The 12,288-nt window shown below is 76.3% G+C and carries 11 protein-coding genes; 8 read left to right on the top strand and 3 right to left on the bottom strand.

All coding sequences use genetic code 11. The features are described 5' to 3' along the window. The first annotated feature begins 344 nt into the window (after positions 1-344). From AB8M62_RS05405 to AB8M62_RS05385, 5 genes are all read left to right on the top strand, one after another. Positions 345-1,196: an oxygenase MpaB family protein gene (locus tag AB8M62_RS05405; protein ID WP_369068883.1), complete on the top strand. Its 852-nt coding sequence runs from the start codon at positions 345-347 to the stop codon at positions 1,194-1,196. Position 1,197: 1 nt separating this feature from the next. Continuing rightward, positions 1,198-1,692, top strand: a complete 495-nt coding sequence (locus AB8M62_RS05400) for an acyl-CoA thioesterase (RefSeq protein ID WP_369068882.1) — start codon at positions 1,198-1,200, stop codon at positions 1,690-1,692. Beyond that, positions 1,679-2,242, top strand: coding sequence for an SRPBCC domain-containing protein (locus AB8M62_RS05395; protein WP_369055968.1), 564 nt, complete (start codon positions 1,679-1,681; stop codon positions 2,240-2,242). The genes AB8M62_RS05400 and AB8M62_RS05395 overlap by 14 nt, the downstream gene beginning before the upstream one ends. A gap of 157 nt (positions 2,243-2,399) precedes the next feature. Beyond that, positions 2,400-4,421 (top strand): alkaline phosphatase, encoded by a 2,022-nt coding sequence (locus AB8M62_RS05390; protein WP_369068881.1) that lies wholly within the window; start codon positions 2,400-2,402, stop codon positions 4,419-4,421. A 107-nt stretch (positions 4,422-4,528) separates the two neighbouring features. Continuing rightward, positions 4,529-5,530 (top strand): zinc-binding alcohol dehydrogenase family protein, encoded by a 1,002-nt coding sequence (locus AB8M62_RS05385; RefSeq protein ID WP_369068880.1) that lies wholly within the window; start codon positions 4,529-4,531, stop codon positions 5,528-5,530. Between the two features lie 12 nt (positions 5,531-5,542). Here AB8M62_RS05385 and AB8M62_RS05380 read toward each other — a convergent pair whose 3' ends face one another. Beyond that, positions 5,543-6,124 (bottom strand): P-loop nucleotide/nucleoside kinase family protein, encoded by a 582-nt coding sequence (locus tag AB8M62_RS05380; protein ID WP_369068879.1) that lies wholly within the window; start codon positions 6,122-6,124, stop codon positions 5,543-5,545. A 162-nt stretch (positions 6,125-6,286) separates the two neighbouring features. Between AB8M62_RS05380 and AB8M62_RS05375 the strand changes: the two genes are divergently transcribed. Continuing rightward, positions 6,287-7,135: a DUF4394 domain-containing protein gene (locus AB8M62_RS05375; RefSeq protein WP_369068878.1), complete on the top strand. Its 849-nt coding sequence runs from the start codon at positions 6,287-6,289 to the stop codon at positions 7,133-7,135. Positions 7,136-7,184: 49 nt separating this feature from the next. On the opposite strand, the gene AB8M62_RS05370 is transcribed toward AB8M62_RS05375, so the two are convergent. Next, positions 7,185-9,800: a DEAD/DEAH box helicase gene (locus AB8M62_RS05370; protein ID WP_369068877.1), complete on the bottom strand. Its 2,616-nt coding sequence runs from the start codon at positions 9,798-9,800 to the stop codon at positions 7,185-7,187. 91 nt (positions 9,801-9,891) lie between these two features. Between AB8M62_RS05370 and AB8M62_RS05365 the strand changes: the two genes are divergently transcribed. Beyond that, the gene (locus AB8M62_RS05365; protein ID WP_369068876.1) at positions 9,892-10,626 is read left to right on the top strand and encodes a PAS domain-containing protein; all 735 of its coding nucleotides are present in this window, start codon (positions 9,892-9,894) and stop codon (positions 10,624-10,626) included. 31 nt (positions 10,627-10,657) lie between these two features. Here AB8M62_RS05365 and AB8M62_RS05360 read toward each other — a convergent pair whose 3' ends face one another. Continuing rightward, entirely contained in the window at positions 10,658-11,053 is a 396-nt protein-coding gene (locus AB8M62_RS05360) for a response regulator transcription factor (protein WP_369055977.1), read from the bottom strand. Between the two features lie 272 nt (positions 11,054-11,325). Between AB8M62_RS05360 and speB the strand changes: the two genes are divergently transcribed. Next, positions 11,326-12,246, top strand: a complete 921-nt coding sequence (gene speB, locus AB8M62_RS05355) for an agmatinase (RefSeq protein WP_369068889.1) — start codon at positions 11,326-11,328, stop codon at positions 12,244-12,246. Positions 12,247-12,288: the final 42 nt, after the last annotated feature.

The raw sequence follows: 12,288 nt of genomic DNA, 5'->3' as shown, positions 1-12,288 counted from the left end.
CGGGGGGGGCGCGCGCGGCGCGCCCGCCGTCCCCCCCGACCCCCCCCCCCCCCCCCCCCCCCCCCCCCCCCCCCCCCCCCCCCCCCCCCCCCCCCCCCCCCCCCCCCCCCGCCGCGGCGGCGCCCTGCGCCTGGCCGCCGCCTCCCCCGCCGCGCTGGCCGCGCTGGCCGGGTACGACCTGCTCGGCACCCTCGGCGGCACCGAGGACCTCGGCGCCGCCTCCGCCGCCGTCACCGCCGCACCCGGCGCCACCCCGCACGATCTCGCCGCCCGGGCCGTCGCGGGCTGACCCCCGGACCCGGCGCCCCGGGCGCGGCGCCCGGAGCGCTGCCAGGCTGGTGCCCGTGACCGCCCGCGTCCGCCTGCCCCTGCGCGCCGCGCTGCCCGCCCCCCCGCCGCCCGGCCGGCCCGGCGACCCCGGTGTCGTGCCCCCGCACGGGGCGGCGTGGGCGGTCCTCGCCGAGCGGGCGCTGCTGCTCGGCGCCCCCGCCGCCCTGCTGCTGCAGCTCGCCGCGCCCCCGGTGGCGGCGGCCGTCGCCGTGCACAGCCGCTTCCGCGAGGACCCCGGCCACCGCCTGACCGCCACCCTCGACGCCGTCCTCACCGTCGTCTTCGGCGACACCGAGCAGGCCGCGGCCGTCGGGCGGCACGTCGGGCGCCGGCACACCGGCGTGCCCCGCGCCGACGACCCGCAGCTGGGCCTGTGGGTGCACGCCACCCTCGTGCGCACCGCCCTCGACGTCACCGCCCGCTACCTGCGCCGGCCGGTCGACGAGGCGTTCCGGGAGGCGTACTGGCGCGAGACGCGGCCCTTCGCCGCCGCCTTCGGCGTCCCGGCCGAGGTCCTGCCGCCCACGGCCGCGGCCTTCGACGCCTGGTGGGACGCCGCGCTGGCCCGCGCGGAGGTCACCCCCGCGGCGCGCGAGGTGGCCGACCACCTGCTGTCCACGCCCACCAGCCCGCCCCTGCCCGGGCTGGGCGTCGTCGCCCGCGCCGTGACCGCCGACCTGCTGCCGGGGCACCTGGCCGCGGAGTACGGCCTGGTGCCCGGTCCGGGGCGGCGCGCGCTGGCCGCCGCGGTGCGGGGCGCGACCGCCACCGCCCGCCCGCTGCTGCCCGCCCGGCTGGCCCGCTGGCCCCACCTCGCGCTCGCCGAGCAGCGGCTGGCGGCCCGCGGCGCGCCTACTATGTCCTGACATGGAACCCGACGACGCGGCAGGACCGCCGCTGAACTTCCGGACCCGCAAGTGGGTGCGCCCGGAGGACCTCAACGCCAACGGCACGCTCTTCGGCGGCAGCCTGCTGCGCTGGATCGACGAGGAGGCGGCGATCTACGCGATCCTCCAGCTCGGCAACGGGCAGGTGGTGACCAAGTACATCTCCGAGATCGAGTTCGTCAGCTCGGCGCAGCAGGGGGACCTGGTGGAGATGGGCCTGCTGGCGACGGCGTTCGGGCGCACGTCGCTGACGATGCGCGCGGAGGTGCGCAACATGATCACCCGGCGCAGCATCCTGACGATCGAGAGGATCGTGTTCGTCAACCTCGGCCCGGACGGGCAGCCGGCGCCGCACGGGTACTCCACGATCACCTACGACCGCGACCGCATCCCGCGGCACATGACGGGCGTCGCGCCGGGCGCGCCGGGCGCACCCGGGGCCGTGGCGGGAGGTGGTGGCGGTGAGCGGTCCTGAGGGCGCGCCGGCGCTGCTGGGCGGTGCGCGGCTGCACGGCGGGGACCGGGCGACGCTGCGCCTGGAGCGCGAGTACCCGCACCCGGTCGCGGCGGTGTGGACGGCCCTGACGCTGCGGGAGGTGGCGCGCCGCTGGCTGGCGGACCTGCGCGCCGACGTCCGTCCCGGCGGGGAGTTCTCGCTGATGTGGCTGACGGGCCCGGCCGAGGAGCTGCAGTGGTGGCCCGGCGAGGTGACGGCGCTGGACCCGCCGCGGCTGCTGGAGCACACCAACGCCGAGCACGGCCTGCTGCGCTGGGAGCTGGAGCCGGTCGACGCCGGGGCGCTGCGCTCGGCCACCCGGCTGCGGCTGACGAACGAGCTGGAGGGCGAGGACGCCTGGGTGCCGATGTCCCTGGCCTCCTGGCACCTGCACCTGGAGCAGCTGGAGCGCGCGCTGGCCGGCGAGGGGGCGGACTGGGCGACGTGGCCGGCGGCGACGAGCGGCCGGCTGCACGCGCTGCGGGCCGCCTACGCGGCCGCCGTCGAGCCCGATCCCCGGAGCGACTGAGAACCGTTCTCGCACAGAGGGTCCGGCGGGCCCGACACCGGGTGTTGTCCGGGAGTTGCCGGGACGTTCGCCCGTCCGGGTGACGCGGCTGTGACGGTGTACCCGCCCGCACACACCCCCGCGACCGCCCCGGCCGCGGACGAGGCGAGGAGCCCCCGTGCCCGAGAACACCCCCCTGCCCGACGCGGACGGCGCGGACCGTCCCCGCGGTGTCTTCAACCGCCGCGGCCTGCTCGGCACCGGCGCCGCCGGCCTGGCCACCGCCGTCGTCTGGGGCCACGGCCTGCGCGCCCCCGCCGGCGCCGCCGCCGCCGCCGCGTACGTGCCCGCCCAGCTGAACGCGCGCGACCCGCACGCCGGCACCGTCTCCTTCCGCGCCGCCTCGCTGGCCTCGCCCGGCGGCACGACCGTCGTGCGGATCCTGCCCATCGACCGCGCCGTGTTCCAGGCCGGCGCGACGTTCGACCTGCGCGTGGAGGCCGAGGGCGTCGACCCGGAGACCACCCGCATCGTCCTGCGCGTGGCCGGCGCGGACGGCCCCGTCCCGCTGCTGTCCCCGCAGCCGCGCCGCACCAGCACCTTCGAGGACTCCGTCGAGGTCACCTACGAGGGCCTGGCCTACCCCGAGGCGGGCAGCTTCACGATCAGCGCCGAGGTCACCTCGAGCACCGGGTCGGCCACCAAGGAGGTGCGCCACGAGGTGCGCAGCTCCGCCCGCTCGGGCGCCGGGGCGAAGAACGTCGTCTTCTTCCTGGGCGACGGGATGGGCGCCGCCGCGATCACCGGCGCGCGGATCCTGTCCAAGGGCATCGTCGAGGGCAAGTACAACGGCCTGCTGGAGATGGACGAGCTCGACGTCCACGGCGTCGTCACCACGTCCGGCAGCGACTCGATCGCCACCGACTCGGCGAACTCCATGTCCGCGTACATGACGGGCCACAAGTCGGCCGTCAACGCCATGGGCGTGTACGCGGCGAACACCGAGGACCCCGACGGCAGCCCGAAGGTCGAGACGATGGCCGAGCTGCTCAAGCGCTCGCGCGGCATGTCCATCGGCATCGTCACCACCGCCGAGATCCAGGACGCCACCCCGGCGGCGGTCTTCGCGCACACGCGCCGCCGCTCGGAGTACGTCGACATCATGGACCAGTCGCTGAACCCCGCGCAGATGCCCGACGTGTTCATGGGCGGCGGGCGCGCCAGCCTGCTGCCGCAGTCGGCCGAGGGGTCCCGGCGCACCGACGACCGCGACCTGGTGCAGGAGTTCCAGGACCGCGGGTTCTCCTACGCCGGCACGCGCGCCGAGCTGGAGCAGGTCCTGGCCGGCGGCGCCCCGGACCGCCTGCTGGGCACCTTCACCCTGGGCAACATGAACGTCTACGTCGACCGCGAGGTCACCCGGAACCCGGAGGTCCTCGGTGACTTCCCCGACCAGCCGACGCTGGTGGAGATGACGCGGGCGGCGCTGGCGGTGCTGGAGAAGAACGACGACGGGTTCTTCCTGATGGTCGAGGGCGCCTCCATCGACAAGATGGAGCACCCGCTGGACGGCCCCCGCGCCGTCTACGACACCATCGAGCTGGACCAGGCCGTCGGGATCGCCAAGGAGTGGGCCGCCGGCCGCGACGACACGCTGATCGTCGTCACTGCCGACCACAACCACGCCATGAGCATCGCCGGCACCCACACCCTGTCCGCCGAGGGCGAGCCGGCCCGGCAGCGGAACGGCGTGTACCAGGACGCCGGGTTCCCGACCTACGTGGACAGCGACGGCGACGGGTTCCCCGACGACCCGAACCCCGACGTGCAGCTGTTCTTCGGCTGGTCCAACCACCCCGACCACCAGGACGACTTCGCCCACAACCCGGTGCTGGCGCAGCCCGCGCTGGAGGACCCGGCCACCGAGCTGGCGTTCCCCAACCCCGACCGGGACCCGGGCGCCGTCGTCCAGATCGGCAACCTGCCGCTGGACCAGACGAACTGCGTCCACACCGTCGAGGACGTGTCGATCATGGCGTCCGGCCCGGGCGCCGCGGCGTTCGGCAAGGTCATCGACAACACCGAGGTGTTCCACGGCATCTGCGGCGCGCTGGGCCTGGAGGTCCCGGCGTACCGGCTCAGCAGCGCCGGTGTCGCCGAGGCCGAGGTCGCCGCGCCGCAGGCCGCGCCCGTCGCCTGACGCGCCCCGTCCCGGCGCGCCGCGGGCCGCACCCCTCGCGGGGTGCGGCCCGCGGTCGTCCGGGCCAGGCTGGGTCCTCCCGCCCGACCCGCTGGAGGAGCACCGCCGTGACCACCGTGAACGCCGTCGCCGCCCTGGACGGCCTGCCGATCTCCGACCCGGCTTCGCTGCAGGACGTGCGGGTCAAGGTGCCGCGGCTGCGCCCCCACGACGTCCTCGTGCGGGTCGAGGCGGTGTCGGTGAACCCCGTCGACGTGAAGGTCCGCACGGGCCTCGGCCCGCAGGAGGTCCCCCGGGTCCTCGGCTGGGACGCCGCCGGCACCGTCGAGGCGGTCGGCGACGCCGTGACGAGCCTGTCGGTGGGCGAGGAGGTCTGGTACGCCGGTGACGTCACCCGCCCCGGCTCGAACACCGAGCTGCAGGCCGTCGACGCGCGGATCGTCTCCCGCAAGCCGGCGAGCCTGAGCTTCGCGGAGGCCGCCGCGCTGCCGCTGACGAGCATCACCGCGTGGGAGTCGCTGTTCGACCGCCTGCGCCTGGGGGCGGGCTCGTCCGGGACGCTGGCCGTCCTGGCCGGCGCCGGCGGCGTGGGCTCGGTGCTGGTCCAGCTCGCGAAGCAGCTGACCGGTCTGCGCGTGCTGGCCGGCGCGAGCAGGCCGGAGTCGCGCCGCTGGGTGGAGGACCTGGGCGCCGACGCGGTGTTCGACCACCACGACCTGGTGGGCTCCCTGGGCGAGGTCGCCCCCGACGGCGTGGAGTTCCTGTTCTCCCCGAACTCGGCGGGCAACGTCGAGGCGTTCGCCGAGGTCGTCAAGCCCTTCGGCCACGTCGTCGCGATCGACGACCCGGTCGGGCTGGACCTGTTCCCGCTGAAGAGCCGCAGCATCGCCTGGCACTGGGAGCTGATGTTCACCCGGCCGGTGCACCAGACCCCCGACCTCGCCGAGCAGTCGCGGCTGCTGGGCGAGGTCGCCGCCCTCGTCGACACCGGCCGGGTCCGCACGACGATGACCACGGCGATCGACGACTTCAGCGCCGCCGGGCTGCGCGAGGCCCACCGCCTCGTGGAGACCGGCCGCACCGTCGGCAAGGTCGTCGTGCACCGCTGAGCGGCGGCCCGCTCAGGGACCGTCGACCTCCAGCGTCGGCCAGCGGCCGACCGCCCACGCCGCCCACGTCGGCCACCCGGGCGGCGGGCCGGGCAGCGCCCGGCCCGCCAGCTCGTCCTCGTCGGGCTCCTCGAACCGCCGCCGCCAGCCGACGACGTCGGCGCGGGTCATGGGGAACGTCTCCCCCACCGCCTCGGCGCGCCGCCGCTCGATCCGCTCGAGCTGCACGTCGAGCTCGACCGGCAGGTGCACCACCCGGCAGCGCGCGCCCGCGCCGGCCGCCAGCGCCCGCAGCGCCGAGCGCTCGTCGCGGCTCCACAGCCCGAAGTCGAGGACGACACCGGTGCCCAGCCGCAGCGCCCGCAGCGCCGTCGTGATCATCAGACCCTCCAGCAGGTCGCGCTTGCCCTCCGCGCGCAGCGAGGTGCCGAACAGCGGCAGGTGCCAGTCGTCGGGGGTCAGCCGCAGGAGGCCGTCCGCGGCGGCCAGCCGGCGCGCCAGGGTCGTCTTGCCGGCGCCGGGGAGCCCGACGAGCAGGACCAGCGCGGGAGCGGGCCGCGCGTCCTCCCGCGGCGGCTCGGCGGGTTCGTCCACGGGGCGGCTCCTGTGCGGGGTCCGTGCGGTCGGCGGCCCCCGCACGGTACCGGCGGGCGCCGTCGCAGGAACCTGCGCGCGGACGTGAACGCGGAGGGGGTCCGCGACGTACTCCCCGTCGAACCGGCACGGCAGCCGGTACCGACGACTTGGAGGAACCTCGTGCGCACCCGGACCACCGTCACCGCCCTCGCCGCCGCCGCGGCCGTCGCCCTCGCCCCCGCCACCGCCGCCTCGGCCGACCCCGGCAAGGGCGGCGGCAAGCCCGCGAACCCGAACCACACCGTCGGCCTCGCGGGCGGCGGCACGGAGATCGTCACGTTCCACGCCGACAAGCCGAGGAACCTGCGCGTCGTCGGCGACGTGACGGGGCTGCAGGAGGACACCCGTCTCGTCGGCATCGACTTCCGCGTCCAGGACGGGCAGCTGTACGGCGTCGGCGACCGCGGCGGCGTCTACACGATCGACACCCGTTCCGGCGCAGCGACCCTCGTGCTGCGGCTGACCGTCGCGCTGGAGGGCGAGCGGTTCGGCGTGGACTTCAACCCGGCCGCGAACGCGCTGCGGATCGTCAGCGACACCGGCCAGAACCTGCGCCAGCCGTTCGCCACCCCGGGCGCGGCGACCATCGAGGACGGCGACCTGTCGACCCCGCCGGCCGCGGGCACCACGACGGGTGTCACCGCGGCGGCGTACACGAACAACGACCTCGACGACTCCACCGCCACGAGCCTGTTCGTCATCAGCGGCAGCTCGGTCGCCCTGCAGTCGCCCGCCAACGCCGGGACGCTGGCCGCCACCGGTTCCCTCGGCGTCGAGGTGACCGGCGACGCCGGCTTCGACATCCGGTCGACCCGGAAGGGCGGCAAGACCGTCGAGAACGAGGCCTACGCGACGATCACCGTGGGCGGGCAGGCCCGCCTGTTCCAGGTGTCGCTGCTGACCGGTGCGGCGCAGGAGGTCGGGACGCTCGCCGCCGACGTCACCGACCTGGCGCTGCCGCTGGGCTGACCCGCAGGACCCGGGAACCCGGGGCCCGGCCGCGCGCCGGGCTCCGGGTTCACAGCCGCAGCAGCCCCGCCACCCGCAGCACGGCCCCGCCCGCCTCGTCGGAGGCGTCGAGGTCCACCTCGGCGACGACGGCCCAGTCCCGGTTCCCGGCCGGGTCGTCGAGGACCTGGCGCACGTACCAGTTCCGCGCCGACCCGCGCGGTTCCGGCCCGGACCCGTCGTCGACCTGCAGCAGGTGCGGGCCGCGGGCATCGGGGCCGGTGCCGACGCTCTCGTGCTCGGCGTAGTAGGCGTCCAGCTGCTCCTCCCAGGTCGCCGCGTCGGGGGAACCGGGCAGCGCGGCCAGCGCCTCGGGACGGTCCAGCGCCACCTGCTCCACGAACCGGAACACGGCGTTGCGCACCAGGACGCGGAACGCGCGGGGGTTCGCGGTGACGGGCGGCGCCTCGTCCTCCTGCGGCGCGAACGCGTCCTCGACGTCCTCCTGCCCGTCGGCGCCCGAGCGCAGCCGCTCCCACTCGGCCAGCAGGCTGGAGTCGGTCTGGCGCACCACCTCGCCCAGCCACTCCACGAGGTCGGTCAGCTGCTCGGTGCGGGCGTCCTCGGGGACGCTCTGGCGCAGCGCCTTGTAGGCGTCGGCCAGGTAGCGCAGCACCAGGCCCTCGGAGCGGGCCAGCTGGTAGAACGCGACGTACTCGCCGAACGTCATGGCCCGCTCGTACATGTCGCGCACCACCGACTTCGGGCGCACCTCGTAGTCGCCCACCCACGGGTTGCCGCGCCGGTACGTCTCGTACGCCTCGCGCAGCGTCTCGGCCAGCGGCTGCGGGTGCTCGACGTCCTCCAGCTGCTCCATCCGCTCGGTGTAGTCCAGGCCGTCGGCCTTCATCCGGGCGACGGCCTCGCCCTTGGCCTTGGACTTCTGCGCCTGCAGCACCTTGCCGGGGTCGTCGAGGGTGGACTCGATCACCGACACCACGTCCAGCGGGTACGTGGGCGCCTCGCGGTCCAGCAGGTCGTCGACCACGGCCAGCGCGAACGGCGACAGCGGCTGGTTCAGCGCGAAGTCCAGCTGCAGGTCCACCACCAGGCGCACCTGCCGGCCGTCCGGCAGCGGTTCGGGCAGCTTCTCCACCACGCCGGCGTCGAACAGGGCGCGGGCCAGCTCGACGGCGCGGCGCACGTGCCGCAGCTGCTGCCTGCGCGGCTCGTGGTTGTCCAGCAGCAGGTGCCGGGCGGCCTCGACGGGGTTGCCGGGCCGCTGCAGCAGGTTCAGCAGCATCGACGTCGTCACCCGGAAGTGCGAGGTGAGCTGCTCCGGCTCGGCCGCCACCAGCTTGGTCATCGTCTGCTCGGACCAGGAGACGAACCCCTCGGGCGCCTTGACCCGCTGCACCTTCTTCAGCTTCTTCGGGTCGTCACCGGCCTTGGCGACGCGGCGGGCGTTCTCCACCTCGTGCTCGGGCGCCTGCACGACGACGGTGCCGGCGGTGTCGAAACCCGCCCGCCCGGCCCGGCCGGCGATCTGGTGGAACTCCCGCGCCCGGTAGTGGCGCACCCGGCGGCCGTCGAACTTCGTCAGGCCGGCGAACAGGACCGTGCGGATCGGCACGTTGATGCCGACGCCCAGGGTGTCCGTCCCGCAGATCACCTTGAGCAGCCCCGCCTGGGCGAGGGTCTCCACCAGTCGGCGGTACTTGGGCAGCATCCCCGCGTGGTGGACGCCCACCCCCATCCGCAGCAGCCGCGAGAGGACCTTGCCGAAACCCGGCGCGAAGCGGAACGCGCCGATCGCCTCCGCGACCGCGTCGCGCTGCTCGCGGGTGGCGACCTTCGCGCTCGTCAGCGCCTGCGCCTGCTCGACCGCCGCGGCCTGGGTGGCGTGCACGACGTAGACGGGGGCGCGGTCGGTGGCCAGCAGCTCCTCGACCGTCTCCTGCAGCGGGGTCGTCGCCCACGAGTAGTGCAGCGGCACCGGCCGCTCGGCCGAGGCGACCAGGGCGGTCTCGCGGCCGGTGCGGCGCGTCAGGTCCTCGCGCAGCCACGTGACGTCGCCCAGCGTCGCCGACATCAGCAGGAACTGCGCCTGCGGCAGCTCGACCACCGGCACCTGCCACGCCCACCCGCGGTCGGGGTCGGCGTAGAAGTGGAACTCGTCCATGACGACCTGGCCGACGTCGGCGAACGCCCCCGAGCGCAGCGCGATGTTCGCCAGCACCTCCGCGGTGCAGCACACGATCGGCGCGCCGGGGTTCACCGAGGCGTCGCCGGTCATCATCCCCACGCGCTCGGCGCCGAAGACCTCCACGAGGGCGAAGAACTTCTCGCTCACCAGCGCCTTCAGCGGCGCCGTGTAGAACGAGCGCACCCCGGCCGCGAGCGCCGCGGCGTGCGCGCCGGCGGCCACCAGCGACTTGCCCGAGCCGGTGGGGGTGGCCAGCACGACGTTCGCGCCGGAGACGACCTCCAGCAGCGCCTCCTCCTGCGCCGGGTACAGCTGCAGGCCGCCCTCGGCGACCCAGCCGGCGAAGGCCTCGTACACGTCGTCGGGCTCGGCGCCCACGGGCAGGACGGGCACGCGGCCCCGCGCGGGCGGGACGCGCGCGGCGGTCTCGAGGAGGTCGTCGGTGCCGGGGGCGGGGGTGGTGCCGGGAGCAGTCGTCATGGCGGCCCCATCGTCGCACCCGCGCGCCCGGACTGCTCCGGACCGGTGATCACGGTTGGTGACCGGGGGACCACCGCGACATCATCGCCGCGTGCCGACCGAGGACCCGCCCCGCGAGGACCCGCCCCGCGAGGACCCGCTCAGCTGGGAGCACCACGTGCGCCTGCGCGCGGAGCTGCTGCGCGAGGAGCTGGAGCGCGTGTGGGGCGACGAGCTGCCGCCCGGCCCGCACGCCCTGACGACGCTGCTGGTGGACGCCGTCGCCATGGACGACGCGGCCGGCAAGCGGCAGGGCCTGCTCGTGCAGTCCGACGCGGTGCCGGCCGAGCTGGTGCTGGCGCTGCTGCGGGACAGCCCCCGCCGGCGGGCGGTGCTGGAGCGGCTGCCGCCGGGCCTGCGCGCCCGCGTGGAGCTGGCCGCCGCGACCGTGCCCGCCGGTGGAGCGGGCGACGGGCTCGGCGACGAGCTCGACGGCCTGGCCGGGCACCCCGTCCCGCCGACCGCGTCGGGAGCCTTCTCGGTGGAGGTCGGCGAGGGGCGCGCGCTCGTCGACGAGCGGGTGGCGACCCTGCTGGGCCTGCCCGCGAGACCCGGGAGCCTGACCTGCGGGGAGCTGGCCGGGCGGCTGCACCCGGACGACCGCGAGCAGGTGGGCGGGGCCCTGCGGCGGGCGGCGGACCGCGGCGGCTCGGTGTCGGTGCGCGGGCGGGTGCTGGAGCACGACGGACGGGTGCGGTGGCTCTCCCTGGTCGGTCACGCCCTGCGCGACGGTGGCCGGGTGGCGCGCGTCGTCGGCTTCGTGGCGCCGAGCAGCGGCCCGAACTGACGGCGCCGCGTCAGCGGCGGGCAGGGGATCGTCAGCGGATGAGGCCGTCGGCGCGCGCCGCGTCCGCGGCGGCCGCGCTGGAGCGCACCCCGTACTTGCGGCGCACCCCGGCCAGGTGCTGCGCGACGGTGTTCGGGGCCAGTCCCAGCCGCTCGGCGACCACCGAGCCGGGGCAGCCCTCCGCGACCATCTGCAGGACCTCGCGCTCGCGGGCCGTCAGCGCCACCGGCGCCCGGCCGTCCGCGACGACGCGCTCGGCCCGCTCCAGCGCGGCGTAGCGCTGCTCGGGCACCAGGACGTACCGGTGCCCGGCGGTGTCCTCGACGACCACGTCGTCCCACCCGTCGGCGGGCAGCACGACCCGCTGCCCGTCCGCGACGCGCACGTGGTCGGTCTGACCGTCCACGACGGCCTTCTGCTGGACCATCAACCGCTCCCTCTTCAGCCCGGAGAGCGGGTGCCCGCTGGCTGGAGCACGTGCGCCCGTCGGGGACGACCACGATCACGATAAGCGGCGGCACGGCGCCGCGCACGCTTGAACGTGGAACCAGTTCGCCGCGCCGCCCGCCACCACCCCCCTTGCCGCGGTGCCCGTGGCGCGGCGAGGGTGGGGCGGTGACGCACCACCCGCGCGAGGACGCGCAGGCCGCCCCCGGGGACTCCCCCACCGCCCCCGTCGGCCCCCTCGACGCCACCCGCGTGCCCCGGTTCGCCGGCCCCGCGACCTTCGCCCGCCTGCCCCGCCTCGACGAGGTGGCCCGCGCCGACGTCGCCGTGCTCGGCATGCCCTTCGACAGCGGTGTCAGCTACCGGCCCGGCGCCCGCTTCGGGCCCGCGCACGTGCGCGCGTCCTCGCGGCTGCTGCGCCCCTACAACCCCGCCACCGGCGCGTGGCCGTTCGCCGACCAGCAGGTCGCCGACGCCGGCGACGTCGCCCTGAACCCCTTCGACGTGCGCGAGGCCCTCGACGCCGCGCAGACCGCCGTGACCGCCCTCGGCGCCGACGGCACCCGCGTGCTGTCCCTGGGCGGCGACCACACCCTGGCCCTGCCCGTGCTGCGCGCCCTGGCCCGCGAGCACGGGCCGGTGGCCGTCGTCCACCTCGACGCCCACCTGGACACCTGGGACACCTACTTCGGCGCCCCCTACACGCACGGGACCCCGTTCCGCCGCGCGAGCGAGGAGGGGCTGCTGGACCTGGAGCGGTGCGTGCACGTCGGCACCCGCGGGCCCCTGTACGCCGCGAGCGACCTGGAGGACGACGCCCGGCTGGGGTTCACCGTCGTGCGCGCCGACGACTACGAGACCGACGGCGTCGCCCGCGCCGTCGAGCGCGTCCTGCGCCGCGTCGAGGACGCCCCCGTCTACGTCAGCGTCGACATCGACGTCCTCGACCCCGCCGCCGCGCCCGGCACCGGCACCCCCGAGGCCGGCGGGCTGACCAGCCGGGAGCTGCTGCGCACGCTGCGCGGGCTGGCCGGCCGGCGCGTCGTCGGCGCCGACGTGGTGGAGGTCGCCCCCGCCTACGACCACGCCGAGATCACCGGGATCGCCGCCGCCCACGTCGCCTACGAGCTGCTCGGCCTGCTCGCCGGCCCGCGCGCGGGGAGCGCCCGGTGAGCCTGCCCACCCCGCCCGAGGAGGACACCGGCCCCGGCGCCG

The organism is Kineococcus terrestris, from assembly GCF_041020755.1.
GTDB lineage: Bacteria > Actinomycetota > Actinomycetes > Actinomycetales > Kineococcaceae > Kineococcus > Kineococcus terrestris.
The sequence above is the reverse complement of the archived record's forward strand: the minus strand, read 5'-3'. Positions and strand labels throughout refer to the sequence as shown.

What these genes read in the sequence shown, in the direction of transcription:
- AB8M62_RS05400 (WP_369068882.1), top strand. Translation starts at nt 1,198, where the DNA reads ATGGAACCCGACGACGCGGCAGGACCGCCGCTGAACTTCCGGACCCGC.
- AB8M62_RS05370 (WP_369068877.1), bottom strand. Translation starts at nt 9,800, where the DNA reads ATGACGACTGCTCCCGGCACCACCCCCGCCCCCGGCACCGACGACCTC.
- AB8M62_RS05360 (WP_369055977.1), bottom strand. Translation starts at nt 11,053, where the DNA reads ATGGTCCAGCAGAAGGCCGTCGTGGACGGTCAGACCGACCACGTGCGC.